Source organism: Curtobacterium sp. 260, from assembly GCF_030803485.1.
Taxonomy (GTDB): Bacteria; Actinomycetota; Actinomycetes; order Actinomycetales; family Microbacteriaceae; genus Curtobacterium.
In genome coordinates this window covers 125,021-146,504 of the sequence record NZ_JAURUY010000005.1, presented here as the reverse complement: position 1 = coordinate 146,504, position 21,484 = coordinate 125,021, and the positions used below count along the sequence as shown (strand labels likewise).

Sequence of the window (21,484 nt, the reverse complement as noted above, 5' to 3'; positions counted from 1 at the left end):
CGTCGCCCGGCACCGTTTCGCTGGTGGCGTGGCCCGTCCGGGCGCGCCGGATCGCGGTGGTCGGAGGCAAGGAGTATGGTGGTTCCCGTCAGAACATGCATCGGCAGTCGTCGTCGTGCTCCCCGGTCCTCCCTCCTCCGTGTCGTCGCCCTGAGCGACGGTCGCGTCGTGGCGGACCCGAAGGCAGTCATGCCGGGGCGGGGAGCCTGGCTCACCCCGACCGTCGAAGCACACGATCAGGCCGTCAAGCGCAGGGCCTACCGCCGCGCGCTCCGGCTCGACCGTGAACCGGACACGTCAGCGGTACGTGACTACCTCGAGGCGCTCAGCGCCGAAGAGCAGGCGCGTCACCGGGACACGACAGAACAGGCTGAACGGCTTATGGACAACTGATGAGCGGCTCGAAGTGAGACCCGTCATCCAGTGAGTCCTGCCCCCTTCGCGGGGTGGGACCCGTGAAGGAGAACAGTGGCAAAACCACGCGTACACGAGATCGCATCCGAACTCGGTGTCGACAGCAAGACCGCAATGGAGAAGCTCAAGGAACTCGGCGAGTTCGTCAAGGGCCCGAGCTCCAGTGTGGAACCCCCCGTCGCGCGCAAGCTCCGTGCTGCGCTGCAGGCGGACGGCGCCTCGACGGCGTCGAAGCCCGCGGCCTCGGCGAGCCCGAGCGCTTCCGCGAAGGCCGCTGCCCCGCGGTCCGGCGCCCCGAAGCCCGGCGGTCCCCGTCCGGGTCCGGCGCGTCCGGCTCCCGCGCCGAAGGCCGAGCCCGAGGTCGAGGCGCCCGCCGCCGAGACCCCGACGCCCGCCGCGCCGAAGTCGGTCGCGCAGCGCCAGGCCGAGGCCGAGGCTGCACAGAAGGCCGCGGCCGCCGAGAAGGCCGCCGCTGCCGAGCAGGCAGCGTCGGGTGAGCAGTCCGGCGACGACGCGAGCGCTCCGAAGAGCGACGCCGTCAAGCCGGGCGGCGCGCCGAAGCCCGGCTCCGCAGCCGGCCCCAAGCCCGGCGGTCCGAAGCCCGGCGCACGCCCGGGCAACAACCCCTACGCGTCCAGCCAGGGCATGGGCTCGCGCCCGCCGCGTCCCGGCAACAACCCGTACTCGTCCAACCAGGGCATGGGCCAGCGTCCCGCCGGCGGTGCCGGTGGCGGCAACGGCATCCCGCGTCCGGCCCCGCCGCGACCCGGCGTGCCCCGTCCGGGCGCACCGCGTCCGGGTGGCCCCGGTCAGGCGAACCGTGCCCCCGGCTTCGGGCAGCGCCCGGGCCAGGGCGGCGGTCGTGGCGGCCCCGGTGGTCGTCCGGGTGGTGCCGGTGGTGCTGGTGGCGGCTTCCCGCGCCCGGCGTTCAGCGGTCCGCGTCCCGCCGGTGGCGGTGGCCGCGGTCGTGGCCCCGGTGGTGGTACCGCCGGTGCGTTCGGTCGCGGTGGCGGCAAGAGCCGTGCCCGCAAGTCGAAGCGGACGAAGCGCGCCGAGTACGAGATGCGGCAGGCGCCGTCGCTCGGCGGTGTGCAGGTCCCTCGTGGCGACGGCAACACGGTCGTGCGACTCCGTCGCGGTGCGAGCATCTCGGACTTCGCGGACAAGATCGACGCCATGCCCGGCAACCTGGTGACCGTGCTGTTCCACCTCGGTGAGATGGCCACGGCGACCGAGTCGCTGGACGAGGCCACGTTCGAGGTCCTCGGCGAGGAGCTCGGCTACAAGATCCAGATCGTCTCGCCGGAGGACGAGGACCGCGAGCTCCTCGAGGGCTTCGACATCGACATCGACGCCGAGTACGCCGACGAGGACGACTCCGTCCTGCAGCAGCGTCCCCCGGTCGTCACCGTCATGGGTCACGTCGACCACGGCAAGACCCGACTCCTCGACGCCATCCGCAACTCGAAGGTGGTCGAGGGCGAGGCCGGCGGCATCACGCAGCACATCGGTGCGTACCAGATCGTCACCGAGCACGAGGGCATCGAGCGTCCGATCACGTTCATCGACACCCCGGGTCACGAGGCCTTCACCGCCATGCGTGCCCGTGGTGCGCAGGTGACGGACATCGCGATCCTCGTGGTCGCGGCGGACGACGGCATCATGCCCCAGACGATCGAGGCGCTGAACCACGCGCAGTCGGCCAACGTGCCGATCGTGGTCGCGGTGAACAAGATCGACAAGGAGGGCGCGAACCCGGCGAAGGTCCGGCAGCAGCTCACCGAGTACAACCTGGTGGCCGAGGAGTACGGCGGCGACGTCATGTTCGTCGACGTGTCGGCGCGCAACAACGTCGGCATCCAGGACCTGCTCGACGCGGTGCTGCTCACGGCGGACGCCGGTCTCGACCTGCGTGCGAACCCCGACAAGGACGCCCGCGGTGTCGCGATCGAGGCCCGCCTCGACAAGGGTCGCGGTTCGGTCGCGACGGTGCTCATCCAGTCCGGCACGCTGCACGTCGGCGACGCCATCGTGGCGGGCACGGCCTACGGTCGCGTCCGTGCCATGACGGACGAGAACGGTGTGGCGGTCAAGGCCGCGACGCCGAGCCGTCCGGTCCAGGTGCAGGGTCTGTCGTCGGTGCCGCGCGCCGGTGACACCTTCCTGGTCACGGAGGAGGACCGCACGGCCCGCCAGATCGCCGAGAAGCGTGAAGCGGCCGAGCGCAACGCCCAGCTGGCCAAGGCCCGCAAGCGCATCTCGCTCGAGGACTTCACCCGTGCTCTCGAGGAGGGCAAGGTCGACTCGCTCAACCTCATCATCAAGGGTGACGTCTCCGGTGCCGTCGAGGCACTCGAGCAGTCGCTCCTGGACATCGAGGTCGACGACAGCGTCCAGCTCCGCATCCTGCACCGCGGTGTGGGTGCGATCACGGAGTCGGACATCGACCTGGCCACGATCGACAACGCGATCGTCGTCGGCTTCAACGTCCGCCCGGACGTCAAGGCCCGCGAGCGTGCGGCGCGCGAAGGCATCGACGTGCGCTTCTACTCGGTCATCTACAACGCACTCGAGGACATCGAGCAGTCCCTCAAGGGCATGCTCAAGCCCGAGTACGAAGAGGTCCAGTCGGGTGTCGCCGAGATCCGCGAGGTGTTCCGCTCCTCGAAGTTCGGCAACATCGCCGGTGTCATCGTCCGCTCCGGCACGATCACGCGCAACGCCAAGGCGCGCGTCATCCGTGACGGTGTGGTGCTCGCCGACGGCCTGGCCATCGAGTCGCTGCGTCGCTTCAAGGACGACGTCACCGAGGTCCGCACGGACTTCGAGGCCGGTATCGGTCTGGGCAAGTACAACGACATCCAGATCGGCGACGAGATCGAGACCACCGAGCTCGTCGAGAAGCCGCGCGACTGACGCCTGGCTATCCTGGACCCCGCTCCTCCCTCGGGAGGGGCGGGGTCCGTCCCGTTCCACCAGTAGATTCCCTGCCCCAGGAGGCACCCATGGCCGATCCGCAGCGCGCTCGCAAGATGGCGGACCGCATCAAGGAAGTCGTCGCACGGCGGCTCGACAAGGGGCTGCGCGACCCGCGCCTCGGCTTCGTCACGATCACCGACGTCCGCGTGACGGGCGACCTGCAGCACGCGTCGGTGTTCTACACGGTCTACGGCACCGACGAGGAGCGTGCCGGCTCGGCCGCCGCGCTCAAGGCCGCGACCGGGATGCTCCGCAGCGAGGTCGGCAAGAACATCACGGCGCGGCTCACCCCGTCGCTGGAGTTCATCGCGGACGCCCTGCCCGAGACGTCGGCGCACATGGAGGACCTGCTCGTCCAGGCGCAGCAGCGTGACGCGCAGGTGCGCGCCGCGTCGGCCGGCGCACAGTACGCCGGTGATGCCGACCCGTACAAGCACGACGAGGACGAGGACGAGGACGAGGAGCGCGACGAGCGCGCCTGACCTGCCGCAGCACCACGACGGCCGCCGGACACCCCGTCCGGCGGCCGTCGTCGTGCGACGGGCGGCCACGGGGCGGACGGGGCCGTCAGGCGGCGGGCCGGGCGGCCGTCAGGCGTCGGGCAGGCGGTACCCGGTCGCGTCGTCGCCGACCACGAGTCCGTCGCGCAGCAGGGACGCGAGCGCCCGGGCTCGCTGCTCGGCGTCCGGCCACACCAGGTCGACCTCGTCGCGCGTGACGGGCACGTCACTCGCGCGCAGCTCGGCCATCACCAGACCACGCACCTGGCGGTCGCTGCCGGCGAAGCGCGCCTGCTTCGGGGCCCGGGGCCCGTCGTGCTCCGGGTACCCGGCAGCCCGCCAGGCACACCGGTCGGCGATCGGGCACGCGTCGCACGCGGGGGAACGGGCGGTGCAGACGAGCGCGCCGAGCTCCATCACCGCGGCGTTCGTGGCCGCTGCGGTGTCGCGGTCCTCGGGGAGCACCGAGTCCATGAGCGGCAGGTCCCGCTTCGCGTTCGCCGGTCCGGGCTCGCCCTCACCGAGGACCGCACGGGCGAGCACACGGCGGACGTTCACGTCGACCACGGGGTGCCGGTCGCCGTACGCGAAGACCGCCACGGCGCGGGCGGTGTAGTCACCGATGCCGGGCAGGGCGAGGAGCGCGTCGACGTCGCGCGGGACCACGTTGTCGTGCTGCTCGGCGATCACGGTCGCCGCCGCGTGCAGCGCGAGCGCCCGTCTCGGGTAGCCGAGCCGGTCCCACGCGCGGACCGCGTCGCCGGGGGGTGACGCCGCGAGGTCCGCAGGCGTCGGCCACCGGGTGAGCCACGCCTCCAGACGGGGGACGACCCGCGCGACCTGCGTCTGCTGCAGCATGATCTCGCTGACCAGCGTGCCCCAGGCGGGGAACCCCGGCCGCCGCCACGGCAGGTCGCGGGCCTCGGCGCGGAACCAGGCCACCAGCGGGGACGCGATGTCGGGACGGCTCCGGTCCGTCGGGTTCTCCACAGCCGGTCGGGAGGCTCCGCTCGCGTTCACCACGACAGCCTACGGTGGGTGCATGGCACGCTGGGCACCGCAGGAGACCGACACGATGGCCGCGATCGCGAGCGAGGTGATCGCGCAGGTCGGGACGAACCGAACCGTCGTCGGCATCGACGGGCAGGACGGCACCGACCTCGAACGGGTCGCCGCGGCGCTCGTCGGGGCCTTCCAGCAGCAGGGGGTGTCCGCGATGGCTGCCGCTGCGCCGTCCGCCGACCTCGACATCCTCCGCGCCGACGTCGTGACGCCGTTCCGCACGACCGGGGCCGGGGAGGGCGTGCTCGTCGTGCACGGGCAGGGACTGCTCGCACCGGGTCCGCGGGGGCTCTGGCGCTGGTCGCTGTGGGTGGAGCAGGAGGACGGCCGCCTTGAGCGTCGCGCGGACGTCAAGATCGCCGCCTCGGCCGTGCTCGACGTGACGGACCCGGACCACCCCCGTCGCGAGTGGAACGACGCCTGCTGACCACACCGGGCAGGTCGGGCTGACGCACGTCGCTGGTACCCTCGTCCGGTGCTCGCTACCCCGCCTGACGGCATCCTCCTCGTCGACAAGCCGCAGGGCATCTCCAGTCACCGGGTGGTGTCGATCGCACGTCGGCGCCTCGGCCTGAAGAAGATCGGCCACGCGGGCACCCTCGACCCGATGGCGACCGGTCTGCTGCTGCTCGGCGCCGGACCGTCCACCCGGCTCCTCACGCACCTGGTCGGACTCGGGAAGACCTACACGGCGACGATCCGACTGGGCGTCGGGACGGACTCGGACGACGCGGACGGCACGCCGACGTCAGCCGTCGGGGTCGCGGACGCCGACGTGTCCGACGACGCCATCGAGCGTGCGGTCGCAGCGCAGCGCGGGGTGATCGACCAGGTGCCCTCGACGGTCAGTGCGATCAAGGTCGACGGGCGACGGGCCTACGACCTCGCCCGGAAGGGCGAGGAGGTCGTGCTGCGCTCCCGCACCGTCACGGTGTCCCGCTTCGAGGTCACCGGCCGCGACGACCACACCGTCACCGTCGACGGTGCAGCGGTCCCCGTCGTGGACCTCGACGTCGTGGTCGACTGCTCCTCGGGCACCTACGTCCGGGCGCTCGCGCGTGACGTCGGGGCGGCCCTCGGCACCGGCGCCCACCTCACGGCGCTCCGCCGCACCGCCGTCGGCCCCTTCGCCGTCGCGGACGCGGTGGACCTCGAGGACGAATCGGTCGACGTCGCGGCGGCCCTGGCACGCCCGGCGGACGTCGCGCGTCGACTGTTCGACGTCGTCACGCTCGACGCAGCCGCGGCGAAGGACCTCACGGACGGCAAGCGGGTCGCGGTCGAGCACCCCGACCACGACGGACCGGTCGCTGCGGTCGCGCAGGACGACGACCGGCTGGTCGGCCTCGTCTCGGTGCGGCGCGGTCGGTTGCGGGTCATCACCAACTTCCCGGCCCCGGCGACCGTCGGGACGACGACGGACGGAGCGCGCGCGTGATCGAGTGGTTCATGTGGGTGCAGCTGGCGGTGGCCGTGGTCGCCGGGCTGTTCGCCGTGGTCGTCGGGTTCGTCGGCTGGAAGCCCAACGACTACACCGTCGGGTCCCTCGGCCTCATCGAGCTGCTGCTCCTGGCGCAGGGCGTGGTCTCGCTCGTCCTCCCCGCCGTCGGCAGTCCGCCGCAGGGCAACGCGCTCGAGTTCGGGGTGTACGCCGTGTCGGTGCTGCTCGTACCGCCGGCAGCGATCCTGTGGGCCCTGATCGACCGGACGAAGTGGAGCACGGTCGTGCTCGGCGCCGGAGCGTTCACCGTCGCGGTGATGGTCTACCGCATGTACCAGATCTGGTTCGCGCTGAACTGAGCCCGCCGTCGTCGCCGGTGCCCGCTCGTCCGCGCGCGTCACCCGTCGTCGGTAGACTCGTCGCCGTGGCGAACAGATCCTCCCTCGCGACCGGCATCGGCCGCGTCCTCATCGCCGTGTACGGCATCCTCGCCCTCGCGGCGACCGGGCGCAGCGTCGTCCAGATCATCGAGAAGTTCTCCTTCGCACCGTTCGCCTACACGCTGAGCGCCGTCGCCGCCGTCGTCTACATCGTGGCGATGATCGCGCTCATCGCCCCCGGCCGTGCCTGGTACCGCGTCGCCTGCGTGACCATCGGGTTCGAGATGGCCGGCGTGCTGGTCGTCGGCACCCTGTCGCTCCTCGACCGTCAGCTCTTCCCGGACGACACCGTGTGGTCGTACTACGGCCTCGGCTACCTCTTCGCACCGCTCGTGCTCCCGATCGCCGGGCTCTGGTGGCTCCGCAAGCACCACCGCACCGCCGTCGCCGGACCCGCTGGTGCGTCGGCGACGGTCGGCGAGTAGGGATCGACGTGCAGTACTACGACGACGTCGCCGACGTGGCGCAGGGCTTCGGACCGAGTGCGGTCACCATCGGCAAGTTCGACGGCGTCCACGTCGGACACCGGGCGGTGATCGCGCACCTCGAACGCGCCGCCCGTGAGCGCGGGCTGGTGTCCACCGTGGTGACCTTCGACCGCCACCCGCTCAGCGTCATCGACCCCGACCGGGTTCCGCCGGCGCTGACGAGCACCCCGCAGCGACGCGAGCTCCTCGAGGGCATCGGGGTCGACGCCATGCTCCTGCTGCGCTTCGACCAGGACCTGCAGTCGCAGGCCCCCGAGGCGTTCGTCTCCGAGATCCTCGTCGGCACCCTGCACGCCGAGCTCGTGTTCGTCGGCAGCGACTTCCGGTTCGGCGCCCGCGGTGCCGGCGACGTCGCGCTCCTGCGTCGACTGGGGGAGCAGCACGGCTTCCGCGTCGAGCTGATCGACGACGTCGACCTGCGCGACGACGTGCGCCCCGCTGACGAGCGACGCGTCTCGTCCACCTGGATCCGCGAGCTGCTCGGTGACGGACGTGTGGCCGAGGCTGCCCGTCTGCTCGGGCGCGAGCACGCGGTCCGGAGCACGGTGGTGCACGGGAACCAGCGTGGTCGGGCCATGGGGTACCCGACGGCGAACCTCGACCCTGCGTGCGAGGGCTTCGTCCCGGCCGACGGCGTCTACGCGGCTCGCGTGCTGCACGAGGGCACGGTGTACCCGGCGGCGGTGTCCGTCGGCAACAACCCGACGTTCCAGGGCGTCCCGGCGAAGCAGATCGAGGCGCACCTGCTCGACGTCGACATCGACCTGTACGGGGACACCATCTCGGTGCTGTTCGTGTCGTTCGTCCGCGGCATGGTCGCGTTCTCGTCGATGGACGAGCTCGCGGCCCAGATGCGGCAGGACGACCTCGACATCCGGCTGTTGCTCGGACTGCCCGCGCCGGTCTGACGCCGGGCCGGGCCCGCCCTGCGCGAGTCTCGGCCAGCCAGGGGCGAGTCTCGGCCAACCGAGGGCGAGTCTCGGCCTGAGCGACACGTCTCGCGCGTCCGAGCACGAGCACCGTCGCTCAGCCCGAGACTCGGCTCGCAGCTCGCAGCTCGCAGCTCGCAGCTCGCAGCTCGCAGCACGCAGCGACGCAGGACGCCCCGCGACCGATCAACGGTCACGGGGCGTCCTGCGCGGTGCTGATCAGCTCCCGAGGGCGTCGAGCCAGATCTTGCGGGCGTCGAGGGCCTCCTGCGCCGCCGTGATCTTGCGGGCGTCCCCGGAGGCCTGTGCGGCCTCGAGCTCGGCCTGGAGCTTGCCGATGGCGTCCTCGAGCTGACTGGCGAGGCCGGACTGTCGCGCCTTGCGCTCCGGGTCCGAGGCCTTCCAGTGCTCGTCCTCGAGGCTCCGGACGTGGTCCTCGACCGCGCGCAGGCGGTCCTCGATCCGGCGGACGTCGCCGCGGGGGACCTTGCCGATCTCGTCCCACCGGCGCTGGATGTCCGTCAGGGTCCGGCGTGCGGCGACGCGGTCGGTCTGCTGCAGCAGCGGCTCGGCCTCGGTCAGCAGGGCCTGCTTCGCGACGAGGTTCGCGCTGAACTCCTCGTTCTCGACGGCGGCCTCGGCGTGGCGCTGCTCGAACAGCACGTCGCCGGCTGCCTTGAACCGTGCCCAGAGTGCGTCGTCGTGGCGCTTGCCGGCGCGCCCGGCCCGCTTCCAGTCGTCGAGCAGCTCGCGGTAGGCCGGGATGCCGTCCGTCCCGCGGGTCGCGAGCGCCTCGGCCTGCTGCACGAGCTCCTGCTTGCGGTTCCGCGCGTCGCGGTGCTGCGCGTCGAGCTCCGAGTAGAAGGCACGGCGGTGCTGGTCGACCGTCGAGCGGGCGGCACGGAAGCGCTTCCAGAGGTCGTTCGCGTCGTTCTTCGGCAGGCGCGGACCGTCGTGCTGGTGCTGCTGCCAGCGGGCGAACACGTCGTCGAGCTGCGCGGTGATCTGCTTCCACTGCGCGCGGGCCGGGTCGACGGCGGCGAGCGACTCGGCCTCCTCGACCAGGGACGCGCGGTACGCGAGCGCGTCCGTGAGCGCCTGCTGCGCCTGTGCCTGCTGCTCCTTGGTGAGCGACCCCACCTGCTCCGACAGGCTCGCGACACGGTTCTCGAGCGACTTCAGGTCGCCGACGACCCTGGCCTCGGCGACCTGCGTGCGCAGGTGCTCGACGGTCCGGGCGACGTCGTTCGCCGAGGCGCCACGCTGGACGCGCTGCTCGGCGATCTTCACCTGCCCCTCGAGGTCGGCGTACTTGCGCGCGAAGTACGCGAGGGCCTCGTCCGGGGTGGCGTCCGGGTACTCGCCGACAGCCTTCTCGCTGTCGTCGTACCGGACGTACACCGTCCCGTTCTCGTCGACCCGGCCCCAGGTCGTTGCTTCGTCAGGTCCCACAGGTCTCGCCTCGATCGTGGTCGTGCATCACCGACGTCCCCGTCGGCACGGTCAGGTCGTCAGCCTATTGCACCGGAGGGGCGCGGGGGCCAGTGGGACGTGCGGGCTGTGGACGACCGCGGACCCGGGTCCGTGGCGACCCGGTCCGGTCAGCCGTCCTTCCGGATGGTCGCGCCGGTGATCGTCGTGGCGACCTCCGGCTCGCCGGTGCCGTCGGACCCCGCCGACGCGATGCCCTTCGAGGTGATCTCGCGCTCCAGGTCGCCGAGCCCGCTCGTGACCTTGCCGACCACGGTGTAGCCGCCCGTCGAGCCGTCGAGCGTCGTGTCGCCGTGGACGATGAAGAACTGCGTGGACTGCGAGTACGGCGACGCGCCGCGCGCGATCGCCAGCGTGCCCTCGGCGTAGCGGCCGTCGCTCGGGACGTTCTCGAGCGGGCCGTACTGGAACCCGGCGTCACCCGTGCCGTCGCCGTTCGCCGAGCCGCACTGCAGGAACCGGAAGTCGGCGCTGTCGGCCAACCGGTGGCAGGTGGTGCCCTCGTAGAACTGCTTCCGGATGAGGTCGATCTCCACGCTCGCCGCCTGCGGAGCGGCCGCGCCGTCGAGCTCGATGCCGAGCTCGACGTCCTTGTTCAGCGTCAGCGTGCCGGTCCAGGTCGCCCGGTCCGCGATGCCCTTGCTCGGCACCTTCCCGGTGTTGCCGGCCGTCGCACTCGCCGACGGGGTCGGGGTGGACGTGGCACTCGCGCTCGCGTCCGGTGCATCGCCGGCCCGCGATCCTGCGAAGGCGAGCTGCGACCCGGTGGCGAGCGCCGCCACGAGCACGAGCACACCCGCGCCGACGACGTTGTCCCGCACCCTCCGGCGTCGCTGCCGGTCGTGCAGGCCCTGTCGGGCCTGGTACAGACGGAGCCGCTCACGCGCCTCGCGGTTGTCGCGCGCCTGGTTCTTCGGTGCCACGGTGCTGATCGGACCTCTCGTCGACTGTGCCGACGAGCGTAGCGGACCGCGGGGGACGCCCGGCCTGGAGGCACGCAGCACGTCGGCGGTCCGGCCTACCATCGGAGCATGGCAGCGGATCGATCGGGCATGCGCGCGCCCACGACGGGTGGTCGCGCCGGGTTGGCTCAGGGGTCCGTCCCGCTGGCGGTGCGGATGCGTCCGACGAGCCTGGACGAGGTCGCGGGGCAGCAGCACCTGCTCGGGCGGGGCAGTCCGCTGGTGCAGCTCGCCACCGGGACGCGTGAGAACCCCGGCGGGGTGTCGGTGATCCTCTGGGGTCCGCCCGGCACCGGCAAGACGACCCTGGCACAGGCGATCGCGCGGCAGTCCGGTCGCGAGTTCGTGGAGCTCTCGGCCGTGACGGCCGGCGTGAAGGACGTGCGCGAGGTCATGGAGAAGGCCCTCACGCACCGCGACCTGTACGGCTCGACCACCGTGCTGTTCCTCGACGAGATCCACCGCTTCAGCAAGGCCCAGCAGGACGCGCTGCTGCCCGGTGTCGAGAACGGGTGGGTCATCCTCATCGCCGCGACGACCGAGAACCCCTCGTTCTCCGTGATCTCCCCGCTGCTCTCCCGTTCCCTGTTGCTCACCCTCAAGCCGCTCACGGACGAGGACCTCGGCATGCTCGTGGACCGGGCGGTCGAGGACCCGAGGGGCCTGGGCGGCTCGGTCGTCCTCGGGGACGACGCTCGTTCGGCGATCGTCCGGCTGTCCTCCGGCGACGCGCGTCGGGCCCTCACCGCGCTCGAGGCCGCCGCGTCCTCCGCGATCGCGGCGCGCACCGGCGATGCGGACGACGACGAGGACGAACCGCGCGACGACGTCGCCCTCGACGTCGCCCTCGACGACGTCGAGACGGTGCCGCTGGTCGACGCCGACACGGTGGCCGCCGCGGTGGACCGTGCCCTGCTGCGGTACGACCGACAGGGCGACGAGCACTACGACGTCATCAGCGCCTTCATCAAGTCGGTCCGGGGGAGCGACGTCGACGCCGCGCTGCACTACCTCGCACGGATGATCGAGGCCGGCGAGGATCCGCGGTTCATCGCACGGCGCATCATCATCTCGGCGTCCGAGGACATCGGCATGGCGGACCCGCAGGCCCTGCCGATCGCCGTCGCGGCCGCGCAGGCGGTGCAGCTCATCGGGATGCCCGAGGGGCGCATCCCGCTGGCCGAGGCCGTGGTCTACCTGGCGACGGCCCCGAAGTCGAACGCGTCCTACAACGGCGTGAACGCGGCGGTGGCGGACGTCAGGGCCGGGCGGATGGGCGTCGTCCCGGCGCACCTGCGCGACGCGCACTACCCCGGCGCGAAGCGGCTCGGGCACGGCAAGGGCTACGTCTACTCGCACGACGCCGAGCACGGGGTCGCCCGGCAGCAGTACCTGCCCGACGCCCTCGAGGGCACGGAGTACTACACGCCGACCGGCAACGGGTACGAGCGTGAGGTCGGGCCCCGGCTCGAGCGACTCCGGAAGATCACCCGCGGCGAGTGACGCCCGGTGCTTCTCCGGGCCTCTCGATGCTGCTATCGTTGACGGGCCTACGTCCTGGTCCTCGCGTGCGGCTGCGCCGAGGACAGAGTCCCGCTCCGGCGGGACGGGGACAGAGGTTCGGACTGTAGCCGTCCGATCCCACAGGCTCATCCCTCTGGATCCCGTCGCCGGGACCGCGCGCACGAGTGCGTGCCGTGTCCGGCGAGTCATTCAGTTCAGACAGAGAAAAGGACCCTGTGTCTACCAAGTCACGCACCCGCAGCAAGACCCGCCTCTCGCGCGCGCTCGGCATCCCGCTGACGCCGAAGGCGGCCCGCTACCTCGAGAAGCGCCCCTACGGCCCCGGTGAGCACGGCCGTACCCGCCGTCGTGCGGACAGCGACTACGCCGTCCGCCTCCGTGAGAAGCAGCGTCTGCGCGCCCAGTACGGCATCCGCGAGAAGCAGCTCCGCATCGTCTTCGAAGAGGCCCGCAAGACGAAGGGCCTGACCGGTGAGAACCTGGTCGAGCTCCTCGAGCAGCGCCTCGACGCCCTCGTGCTGCGTGCCGGCTTCGCCCGCACCACCGCGCAGGCGCGCCAGCTGATCGTGCACCGTCACATCCTGGTCGACGGCAAGCTCGTCGACCGTCCCTCCTTCCGCGTGAAGGAGGGCCAGATGATCCACGTCAAGCAGCGCTCCGAGTCCCTCGAGCCCCTCCAGGTCGCCGCTGCCGGTGGTCACCTCGAGGTCCTGCCGAAGGTCCCGGGCTACCTCGAGGTCGAGATCGAGAAGCTCCAGGCCCGGCTGGTCCGTCGCCCGAAGCGCGCCGAGGTCCCCGTGACCTGTGAAGTGCAGCTCGTCGTCGAGTACTACGCAGCTCGCTGATCCACGGATCACGCCCGAACGGCGGGTCGTCCTCTCAGGAGGACGGCCCGCCGTTCGGCGTACCGGCCGTCCCACGCCACTACACTCGTTCGGGCACGCACCGCTCGCGTGCGCGAGAGGGAGAGGGAGAGGCACCGTGAAGCAGCTGTTCTTCGTCGCCGTCGGCGTCGTCATCGGCTTCGCCGCCGCGCACCGGATCGCGAACACACCCGGCGGCGCCCGCCTCTTCGCGGACGTGAACGCCAGGACGAAGGCGTTCACCGACGCCGTCGCCGACGGGTACCGCTCCCGCGAGGCCGAACTCCGCACCGACGCCTGAGCGTCACCGCGCCCCAGCTCCCACGCACCCTCCGCCGACCTGAATCAGGAAGCACCATGCAGACCGCAGAGATCCGCCGCCGTTGGCTCCAGTTCTTCGGCGACCGCGGACACACCGTCGTCCCGTCCGCGTCGCTCGTCTCGGACGACCCGTCGCTGCTCTTCACGGTCGCCGGCATGGTCCCGTTCATCCCGTACCTGACCGGGCTGGTCCCCGCACCGTACCCGCGCGCGACGAGCGTGCAGAAGTGCATCCGGACCAACGACATCGAGGAGGTCGGCAAGACCCCTCGGCACGGCACGTTCTTCCAGATGAACGGCAACTTCTCCTTCGGGGACTACTTCAAGGAGCAGGCGATCCAGTACGCCTGGCAGTTCCTGACGACGCCGGAGTCGGACGGCGGCCTCGGGTTCTCGGCCGACGACCTGTGGGTCACGGTCTACGAGGACGACGACGAGGCGATCGCCTTCTGGAAGCAGCACTCGTCGCTGCCGGACGACCGGATCCAGCGCCTCGGCAAGGACACCAACTACTGGTCGACCGGGCAGCCCGGACCCGCCGGCCCGTGCTCAGAGATCTTCTTCGACCGCGGCCCGGAGTACGGCATCGACGGCGGCCCGGCGACCGACGACGACCGCTACGTCGAGATCTGGAACCTGGTGTTCATGCAGTACCAGATCGCCGACGTCCGGTCGAAGTACGACTTCACGATCACCGGCGAACTGCCGAACAAGAACATCGACACGGGCATGGGGCTCGAGCGCGTCGCCTTCATCAAGCAGGGCGTCGACAACATGTACGAGATCGACCAGGTGCGTCCGGTGCTGGACCGCGCCGCAGCGATCTCGGGCCGTCAGTACGGCGCCGTGCACGAGGACGACGTCCGGATGCGGGTCATCGCCGACCACGTCCGATCGTCGCTCATGCTCATCGCGGACGGCGTCACCCCGTCGAACGAGGGCCGCGGGTACATCCTCCGCCGTCTGCTCCGCCGCACGGTGCGCGCCATGCGCCTGCTCGGCGTCGAGGGTGCGACCTTCCCGCAGCTCTTCCCGGCGTCGCGCGACGCCATGCGCGAGGCCTACCCGGAGGTCGCCGGTGACTACGACCGGATCGCCCGGATCGCCTACGCGGAGGAGGAGACGTTCCTCCGCACGCTGGCGCAGGGCACCACGATCCTCGACGTCGCGGTCGAGCGCGCGAAGCAGGACGGTGCCCCCTCGATCGGCGGCGACACCGCGTTCCTCCTCCACGACACGTTCGGCTTCCCGATCGACCTGACGATGGAGATGGCGGACGAGGCCGGCGTCCGGGTCGACCGCGGGGCGTTCGAGACCCTGATGTCGGAGCAGCGTGCCCGCGCCAAGGCCGATGCGAAGAGCAAGAAGACCGCCCTCGCCGACCTCAGTGTCTACAGCGCCTTCCGCGCGAAGGGCGAGACGGTCTTCCTGGGCTACGACGCGCTCGAGGCCGAGTCCGCCGTGCTCGGCATCATCGTGGGCGGCGTCAGCGTCGACCGCGCCGTCGCCGGTGACATCGCCGAGGTGATCCTCGGGGAGACGTCCCTGTACGCCGAGTCCGGCGGTCAGGACGCCGACCAGGGGTCGATCGTCGGCAACGGCTTCGACCTCGAGGTGCTCGACGTGCAGCGCCCGGTCGCCGGGCTCTGGAGCCACACCGTGCAGGTCCGCTCCGGCGAGGTCGGCGTCGGTGACGCCGCCACGACGGTCGTCGACGGCGAGTACCGCCGCGGCGCGACCCAGGCGCACTCGGCGACGCACCTGGTCAACGCGGCGCTGCGCGACGTGCTCGGACCGGAGGCCCTGCAGGCCGGCTCGTACAACAAGTCGGGCTACATGCGCCTCGACTTCTCCTGGTCGCAGCCGGTCTCCGGTGCCACCCGCTCGGAGATCGAGGAGGTCGTGAACGCGGCGATCCGCTCGGACCTCGCGGTGCAGACGCGCGTGCTGCCGCTCGACGAGGCCAAGGCGCTCGGTGCGCAGGCGCTGTTCGGCGAGAAGTACGGCGCCGAGGTCCGCATGGTCGACATCGGTGGTCCGTGGTCGCGCGAGCTCTGCGGTGGCACCCACGTCGCCTCCAGCGCGCAGGTCGGCCTCGTCAACCTGGTCGGCGAGTCGAGCGTCGGCTCGACCAACCGTCGCGTCGAGGCCCTCGTCGGACTCGAGGGCTTCCGCGACCTGGCCGTCGAGCGGACGATCGTGTCGCAGCTCTCGAGTGCGCTGAAGGCTCCCCGTGAGGACCTGCCGACCCGCGTGCAGGGCCTGATGGAGGACCTGCGCACCGCCCAGAAGCGGATCGCCGAGTTCGAGTCCGCCAACCTGCAGCAGCGGGTGCCGTCGATCGCACGCCGGGCCGAGACGGTCGGCGCGGTCACCGTGGTCGCCGAGACGGTCGACGGCCTGCAGTCCGGGGACGACCTGCGTGCCCTCGCGACGGGCGTGCGGGGTCAGCTCGGGGACGGTGCCGCGGTCGTGGTGCTCGGTGCCGTGATCAGCGGCAAGCCCGTGGTGATCGTCGCGACGAACGACGCGGCGCGGTCGGCCGGCATGCAGGCGGGTCCCCTCGCCAAGGAGGCAGCCGGTGTCCTCGGCGGCGGTGGCGGCGGCAAGCCCGACCTCGCCCAGGGCGGTGGCACCGATGCGGCGGCGCTGCCCGCGGCGCTGCGCGCCGTGACCGCACGTCTGGCGGGCTGATCGTGCCGGTGCGTCCGGGCCGCCGGCTCGGCGTCGACGTCGGCAAGGCCCGCATCGGTGTCGCGGTCTGCGACCGCGACGGCCTGCTGGCCACCCCGGTCGAGACGGTGCCCCGGGCCCAGGCGACCGACGTGCGCCGGATCATCGAACTTGCCGACGAGTACGACGTGCTCGAGATCGTCGTGGGGCTGCCGCTCTCGATGTCGGGTGACGACACCCCGTCGACCGCCGATGCCAGGGGCTTCGCGGAGCGGCTGGCCGAGCACCGGACCGTACGGCTCGTCGACGAACGGCTCTCGACGGTGACGGCGCAGCGCGGTCTGCACCAGGCCGGGAAGAACACCAAGAAGTCCCGCGCCGTGATCGACCAAGCGGCCGCTGTTATCATCCTGCAACACGCGCTCGACCACGAGCGTGCGTCCAGCGCCGCTCCCGGCGCAACGCTCCCCTGACCGACCGGCCCCGGGACGGGTCGGGAGACCGTCGTTCCCGGACCGACGGGGCCCAGGTGGAGCCCCCGACCCGAGAGACCGAGGATCCCTTGGCAGACGACCTGGACTGGGACGCGATCATCGCGCCCGGTGACGACGCAGGGCGGCGACGTCGCCCCACCGACCCCGACGCCGAGCCCGACCGACCGATGTCCCGTCGTGAGGCGCGTGCTGCCGAGGCAGCCGAGTCCGAGCGGGCGCGGCGGGCGCCGGCGGAGGACACCGACGGTCGTCGTCCGGCGGACCAGGACCCGGCGTCGCAGCCCTCGACGGCGGCGACGCGACCGGCATCGCCGGCGGACGCCCCGGTCGCGCGGTCGGACGACGAGCTCCACCCGGACGTCCGGGCACTCCTGACCGGGGAGCTCCGGGCGCCCGATGCGCAGGCGGTGCGTGCGGCGCGGGCCGAGGCCGGCCCGGGCCGGGCCACGCGTGACGCGGGCGTCGTCGACGGTTCCGCTGCCGCCGCGGGCGGGCCTGCCGGAGCCGACCGGGGACCCGGCGGTACCGGAGGCGGACGTGGGCGTGGTGCCGGAGGTGGGGGAGCCTCCCGGCCGCCACGCGAACCGCGGCCGAAGCGGCGACGTGGCCCGCTCGTGGCGGGCGTCGTGATCGTCGCCCTCGTCCTGGGCGGCGGCGTCGGCGCGTACGCCTTCGCCGCACCCAAGGTGCAGCAGGTGCTCAGTGCGATCGGCGGGTCCAGCGAGCCCGACGACTACACCGGCGACGGGACGAGCAAGGTCACCGTGACCATCAAGCAGGGCGACATCGGCGAGGACGTCGCGAAGACCCTGCAGCGCAGCGGTGTCGTAAAGAGCTCGAAGGTGTTCTACAAGCTGCTGTTGACCTCACCGGACGTCTCGTTCCAGCCGGGCTCGTACGAGCTCAAGAAGGAGATGAGCTCGAAGGCCGCACTCGACGCGCTCAAGGACTCCGACAACCGCGTCCAGGCCTCGATCGTGATCCCCGAGGGGACCGCGCTGCAGGACATCGAGGCGGGGATGGTCTCGAAGGCGGGGCTGACCGAGGCCGAGGTCAGCGCAGCGGCGAAGGACGTGCAGGCGTACGGGCTCCCGTCCGGCGTGACGACCCTCGAGGGATGGCTCTTCCCGGCGACGTACCCGATCAACCCCGGGTGGACCGCGAAGCAGTACTTCCAGTCGATGGTCGACACGATGAAGGAGCACCTGGCCGCAGCCGGCGTGGCCGAGGGTGACCAGGAGCGGGTCGTCGTCTTCGCCTCGCTCGTGCAGAAGGAGGCCGGCCTGGCTGCCGACTACCCGAAGGTCGCGCGGGTGTTCCAGAACCGGCTCGACATCGACATGGCGCTGCAGTCGGACGCGACCGTCGCCTACGGGACGGGCAACACGCACAAGGTCACCACGACCGACGAGGAGCGAGCGGACGCGGGCAACGCGTACAACACCTACGTGCACAAGGGTCTGCCCCCGGCACCGATCTCGAACCCAGGCGACGTGGCCATCAAGGCCGTCACGAACATGGCCGACGGGAAGTGGCTCTACTTCGTGACGGTCGACCTCGACACGGGTGAGACCGTCTTCTCGGACACGTACGCGGAGCACCAGGTGGCCGTGAAGCAGTTCCAGGCCTGGCTCCGCGCGCACCCCGAGTACCAGTAGGCCCACGGTGGTCCGGTCGCGTCGCACGACCGGACCCTGTGGGAGGATGGTCGACATGCTTCGTTGGTTGACCGCTGGTGAGTCCCACGGACCCGAACTCATCGCGATGCTCGAGGGCCTGCCCGCGGGCGTCCCGGTGTCGTTCGAGTCCATCCGCGCCGACCTCGCGCGTCGGAAGCTCGGCTACGGGCGCGGGTCGCGGATGAAGTTCGAGCAGGACGAGCTCCACGTCTCGGGCGGCGTCCGCCACGGGTACTCGCTCGGCAGCCCGATCGCCATCCGCATCGGCAACACCGAGTGGCCCAAGTGGGTCGAGGTCATGAGCCCCGAGCCGGTCGAGTCGACCGAGATGTCCCGTGGTCGCAGCGCGCCCCTGACCCGACCGCGTCCCGGACACGCCGACCTGGTCGGCATGCAGAAGTACGGGTTCGACGAGGCCCGCCCGATCCTCGAACGCGCGTCCGCTCGCGAGACGGCGGCGCGGGTCGCCCTCGGCGCGGTCGCGAAGTCCTTCCTGGCCGAGCTCGGCATCCGCTCGATCGCCCACACCCTGCAGGTCGGCACCGTCCGCGTGCCCGACGGCACGCCGCTGCCCCTGCCCGACGACGTCGACCGCCTGGACGAGGACCAGCTCCGCTGTGCCGACCCGGAGACCTCCGCGCGGATGGTCACCGAGGTCGAGGCGGCGAAGAAGGACGGCGACACCCTCGGCGGGGTCGTCGAGGTCCTGTTCTACGGCGTCCCGCCGGGGCTCGGCTCCCACGTGCACTGGGATCGTCGTCTCGATGCGCGGCTCGCCGCGGCGATCATGGGCATCCAGGCGATCAAGGGCGTCGAGGTCGGCGACGGGTTCGCCACCGCGGGACGCCGTGGGTCCGAGGCGCACGACGAGCTGTACCGCGAGGACGGCGAGATCGTCCGGACGAGCGACCGCGCCGGCGGGACCGAGGGCGGCATGTCCACCGGAACGGTGCTCCGTGTCCGCGCGGGCATGAAGCCCATCGCGACCGTGCCGCACGCCCTGCACACCATCGACGTCGCCACCGGCGAGGACGCGGCCGCGCACCACCAGCGGAGCGACGTCTGCGCGGTACCGGCCTCGGGCGTCGTCGCCGAGGCCATGGTCGCGCTCGTGCTCGCCGATGCCGTGCTCGAGAAGTTCGGCGGCGACAGCCTGACCGAGACGAAGCGCAACCTCGACGCGTACCTGGCGGCCCTGCCGGAGACCCTGCGCACCCGCCGGACGGACGGCGCTGAGTCGCGCGCGGCCGAGCCCACGACCGTCCGGTGAGCGGCGCCGACGCGTCGACCACCGGCGGTCCCGCGGGCACCGGTGCGCCGGTCGTCGTGATCGGGCCGATGGGGGCCGGCAAGTCGAGCGTCGGCAAGCGCGTCGCCAAGGCCCTGGGCGTGCCGTTCACGGACACCGATCGCGTGATCGCGCGGGAGCACGGCCCGATCCCGGGGATCTTCGCCGACCGCGGTGAGCCGGCGTTCCGCGCGCTCGAGGCCGAGGCCGTGCGCGCAGCCGTCGCGACCGGCGGTGTGGTCTCCGTCGGTGGGGGAGCCGTGACGCACCCGGACACCCGTGCTGCGTTGCGTGGCGCCCGGGTCGTGCTGCTCACCGTGTCACCCGAGGCCGTCGCAGCCCGGATCGCGGGGACCGACCGGCCGCTCCTCGCGCAGGGCGGGATCGACGCGTGGCAGACCATCGCCGACGAGCGGGCGGCGACCTACGCCGAGCTCGCACACGCGACGTTCGACACGTCGCGCCGCCCGATGTCGCACGTCGTCCGGGACGTCGTCGCGTGGGTGACCGAGCAGCAGAACGGCTCCGCCGAGGAGCGCACCGGCTCCGCTGAGGAGCACATCGGCTCCGACCAGGAGCACACCACCGGAGGGACACCGTGACCGCGTCGAACCTGCCCGAGGGCACCACCGAGATCCTGGTCGGCGGCGAGGGCGGGTCCCTCGTCGTGGTCGGCAACGACCTGTCCGGCTCGGTCCCGTCGCTGCTCGGACCCCGCGTGGCGAAGGTGCTCATCGTGCACGCACCGACCCTGGGAGCGCGGGCGAACGAGCTGCGCGCGGTCCTCGTCGAGGCCGGTCTCGACGCACTGATCGCCGAGGTCCCGGACGCCGAGGCCGCCAAGCGCGTCGAGGTCGCCGCGTTCTGCTGGCAGGTCATGGGACAGGCGGACTTCACCCGGACCGACGCCGTCATCGGGCTCGGCGGGGGAGCCGTCACCGACCTCGCCGGGTTCGTCGCGGCGACGTGGCTCCGCGGGGTGCCGTTCCTGGCGATGCCGACGAGCGTGCTCGGGCTGGTCGACGCGAGCGTCGGCGGCAAGACCGGCATCAACACCAACGAGGGCAAGAACCTGGTCGGGGCGTTCCACCACCCGCGCGCAGTGGTCGCCGACCTCGACCTCGTCCGGACGCTGCCGAGGAACGACGTGCTCACCGGGTTCGCCGAGATCGTGAAGGCCGGCTTCATCGCCGTCCCCGAGATCCTGGACGTCATCGAGGCCGACGTCGCCCGCGTCACCGACCCGACGACGCCCGAGTTCCGCCGCGTGGTCGAGCTCGCGATCGCGCTGAAGGCCGAGGTGGTGTCGGAGGACTTCACCGAGCAGGGTCGACGGGAGATCCTCAACTACGGGCACACCCTCGGGCACGCGATCGAGCACGCCGAGCGCTACCAGTGGCGACACGGCGCGGCGGTGTCCGTCGGCATGGTGTTCGCCGCGGAGCTCGCCCGGTTGACGGGCCACCTGGACGACGCCACCGTCGACCGGCACCGCTCGATCCTCGAGTCGCTGGAGCTGCCGACGACCTACGGCCTCGGTCGCTGGGAGGGCTTGCTCGCCACGATGCGGCGCGACAAGAAGGCACGTGCGGGCATGCTGCGCTTCATCATCCTCGACGGGGTCGGGAAGCCCGCCACCCTCGAGGGTCCGGAGGACCACCTGCTGTTCACCGCGTACCAGGAGGTCGGCGTCTAGCGGGTCCGCCCGCCCGATCAGCGGAGCGTCGGACGAGTCCGACGCCACCACCACCTGAGCCGCATGGAGCGGGTGAGCACACCGGTCCGCTCCCATTCGCGGAAGTCGTCGAATTCGGCGCCGTTCTCCCACGCCCAGTACTCGTCGTCGTCGCGGTCAGGGCCGAGCGCGTCGGGGAGAGGCTCGAAGATCCGCATCATCCGAGGTCCTCTCCTGTGGGTGTGCTTGCTCGGTAGCCGC

21 protein-coding genes are annotated in these 21,484 nt (G+C 71.8%); 17 read left to right on the top strand and 4 right to left on the bottom strand.

The window, feature by feature from the left end; genetic code table 11:
* Positions 1–75: 75 nt before the first annotated feature.
* The 3 genes from J2X59_RS08465 to rbfA all read left to right on the top strand — a co-directional run bounded on the left by J2X59_RS08465 (position 76) and on the right by rbfA (position 3,875).
* Entirely contained in the window at positions 76–393 is a 318-nt protein-coding gene (locus J2X59_RS08465) for a YlxR family protein (RefSeq protein ID WP_082687788.1), read from the top strand.
* A gap of 75 nt (positions 394–468) precedes the next feature.
* Positions 469–3,330, top strand: a complete 2,862-nt coding sequence (gene infB / locus J2X59_RS08460) for a translation initiation factor IF-2 (protein ID WP_326496348.1) — start codon at positions 469–471, stop codon at positions 3,328–3,330.
* Positions 3,331–3,419: 89 nt separating this feature from the next.
* The gene (rbfA, locus tag J2X59_RS08455; protein WP_326496347.1) at positions 3,420–3,875 is read left to right on the top strand and encodes a 30S ribosome-binding factor RbfA; all 456 of its coding nucleotides are present in this window, start codon (positions 3,420–3,422) and stop codon (positions 3,873–3,875) included.
* Positions 3,876–3,983: 108 nt separating this feature from the next.
* Here the strand turns inward: rbfA and J2X59_RS08450 are convergent, their stop codons facing one another.
* Positions 3,984–4,883 (bottom strand): A/G-specific adenine glycosylase, encoded by a 900-nt coding sequence (locus J2X59_RS08450; protein WP_442781422.1) that lies wholly within the window; start codon positions 4,881–4,883, stop codon positions 3,984–3,986.
* Positions 4,884–4,935: 52 nt separating this feature from the next.
* On the opposite strand from J2X59_RS08450, the gene J2X59_RS08445 reads away from it, so the two are divergent.
* The 5 genes from J2X59_RS08445 (at position 4,936) to J2X59_RS08425 (ending at position 8,232) form a co-directional block, all read left to right on the top strand.
* Complete coding sequence (locus J2X59_RS08445) at positions 4,936–5,382, top strand: hypothetical protein (RefSeq protein WP_326496346.1); 447 nt, start codon at positions 4,936–4,938, stop codon at positions 5,380–5,382.
* Between the two features lie 48 nt (positions 5,383–5,430).
* Positions 5,431–6,393 carry a tRNA pseudouridine(55) synthase TruB gene (gene truB / locus J2X59_RS08440; protein WP_326496345.1) on the top strand — a complete coding sequence of 321 codons (963 nt, stop codon included), beginning with the start codon at positions 5,431–5,433 and terminating at the stop codon, positions 6,391–6,393.
* A complete protein-coding gene (locus J2X59_RS08435) occupies positions 6,390–6,755 on the top strand; it encodes a hypothetical protein (protein ID WP_326496344.1) in 366 nt (121 codons plus the stop codon). Before truB ends, J2X59_RS08435 begins: the two co-directional genes overlap by 4 nt.
* A gap of 65 nt (positions 6,756–6,820) precedes the next feature.
* Entirely contained in the window at positions 6,821–7,261 is a 441-nt protein-coding gene (locus J2X59_RS08430; protein ID WP_311205463.1) for a hypothetical protein, read from the top strand.
* An 8-nt stretch (positions 7,262–7,269) separates the two neighbouring features.
* Entirely contained in the window at positions 7,270–8,232 is a 963-nt protein-coding gene (locus J2X59_RS08425; protein WP_066654563.1) for a bifunctional riboflavin kinase/FAD synthetase, read from the top strand.
* A 240-nt stretch (positions 8,233–8,472) separates the two neighbouring features.
* Here the strand turns inward: J2X59_RS08425 and J2X59_RS08420 are convergent, their stop codons facing one another.
* Both J2X59_RS08420 and J2X59_RS08415 read right to left on the bottom strand, forming a co-directional pair.
* The gene (locus tag J2X59_RS08420; protein WP_200884092.1) at positions 8,473–9,705 is read right to left on the bottom strand and encodes a DUF349 domain-containing protein; all 1,233 of its coding nucleotides are present in this window, start codon (positions 9,703–9,705) and stop codon (positions 8,473–8,475) included.
* 149 nt (positions 9,706–9,854) lie between these two features.
* Positions 9,855–10,667: a peptidylprolyl isomerase gene (locus J2X59_RS08415; protein WP_326496343.1), complete on the bottom strand. Its 813-nt coding sequence runs from the start codon at positions 10,665–10,667 to the stop codon at positions 9,855–9,857.
* Between the two features lie 129 nt (positions 10,668–10,796).
* Here J2X59_RS08415 and J2X59_RS08410 point away from each other — a divergent pair, with 129 nt between their 5' ends.
* From J2X59_RS08410 to aroB, 9 genes are all read left to right on the top strand, one after another.
* The gene (locus J2X59_RS08410) at positions 10,797–12,209 is read left to right on the top strand and encodes a replication-associated recombination protein A (protein ID WP_326496421.1); all 1,413 of its coding nucleotides are present in this window, start codon (positions 10,797–10,799) and stop codon (positions 12,207–12,209) included.
* A gap of 236 nt (positions 12,210–12,445) precedes the next feature.
* Positions 12,446–13,075: a 30S ribosomal protein S4 gene (gene rpsD, locus J2X59_RS08405; RefSeq protein WP_066654559.1), complete on the top strand. Its 630-nt coding sequence runs from the start codon at positions 12,446–12,448 to the stop codon at positions 13,073–13,075.
* 136 nt (positions 13,076–13,211) lie between these two features.
* Entirely contained in the window at positions 13,212–13,394 is a 183-nt protein-coding gene (locus J2X59_RS08400; protein WP_066654557.1) for a hypothetical protein, read from the top strand.
* Positions 13,395–13,450: 56 nt separating this feature from the next.
* Positions 13,451–16,108, top strand: a complete 2,658-nt coding sequence (gene alaS, locus J2X59_RS08395; protein ID WP_209682437.1) for an alanine--tRNA ligase — start codon at positions 13,451–13,453, stop codon at positions 16,106–16,108.
* An 8-nt stretch (positions 16,109–16,116) separates the two neighbouring features.
* Complete coding sequence (gene ruvX / locus J2X59_RS08390; RefSeq protein WP_326496342.1) at positions 16,117–16,560, top strand: Holliday junction resolvase RuvX; 444 nt, start codon at positions 16,117–16,119, stop codon at positions 16,558–16,560.
* 89 nt (positions 16,561–16,649) lie between these two features.
* On the top strand, positions 16,650–18,239 hold the full coding sequence (mltG, locus tag J2X59_RS08385; RefSeq protein WP_326496341.1) for an endolytic transglycosylase MltG: 1,590 nt from the start codon (positions 16,650–16,652) through the stop codon (positions 18,237–18,239).
* Between the two features lie 55 nt (positions 18,240–18,294).
* Complete coding sequence (aroC, locus tag J2X59_RS08380) at positions 18,295–19,530, top strand: chorismate synthase (protein WP_066658306.1); 1,236 nt, start codon at positions 18,295–18,297, stop codon at positions 19,528–19,530.
* Positions 19,527–20,150 (top strand): shikimate kinase, encoded by a 624-nt coding sequence (locus tag J2X59_RS08375; RefSeq protein WP_442781420.1) that lies wholly within the window; start codon positions 19,527–19,529, stop codon positions 20,148–20,150. Before aroC ends, J2X59_RS08375 begins: the two co-directional genes overlap by 4 nt.
* A complete protein-coding gene (aroB, locus tag J2X59_RS08370) occupies positions 20,147–21,244 on the top strand; it encodes a 3-dehydroquinate synthase (RefSeq protein WP_442781419.1) in 1,098 nt (365 codons plus the stop codon). Before J2X59_RS08375 ends, aroB begins: the two co-directional genes overlap by 4 nt.
* Before the next feature lie 17 nt (positions 21,245–21,261).
* Here aroB and J2X59_RS08365 read toward each other — a convergent pair whose 3' ends face one another.
* Positions 21,262–21,444: a hypothetical protein gene (locus J2X59_RS08365; protein WP_326496340.1), complete on the bottom strand. Its 183-nt coding sequence runs from the start codon at positions 21,442–21,444 to the stop codon at positions 21,262–21,264.
* Positions 21,445–21,484: the final 40 nt, after the last annotated feature.

Coding starts and splice junctions, on each gene's coding strand:
- J2X59_RS08465 (WP_082687788.1), top strand. CDS start 76: ATGGTGGTTCCCGTCAGAACATGCATCGGCAGTCGTCGTCGTGCTCCC.
- rbfA (WP_326496347.1), top strand. CDS start 3,420: ATGGCCGATCCGCAGCGCGCTCGCAAGATGGCGGACCGCATCAAGGAA.
- J2X59_RS08445 (WP_326496346.1), top strand. CDS start 4,936: ATGGCACGCTGGGCACCGCAGGAGACCGACACGATGGCCGCGATCGCG.
- J2X59_RS08410 (WP_326496421.1), top strand. CDS start 10,797: ATGCGCGCGCCCACGACGGGTGGTCGCGCCGGGTTGGCTCAGGGGTCC.
- alaS (WP_209682437.1), top strand. CDS start 13,451: ATGCAGACCGCAGAGATCCGCCGCCGTTGGCTCCAGTTCTTCGGCGAC.
- aroC (WP_066658306.1), top strand. CDS start 18,295: ATGCTTCGTTGGTTGACCGCTGGTGAGTCCCACGGACCCGAACTCATC.
- J2X59_RS08365 (WP_326496340.1), bottom strand. CDS start 21,444: ATGATGCGGATCTTCGAGCCTCTCCCCGACGCGCTCGGCCCTGACCGC.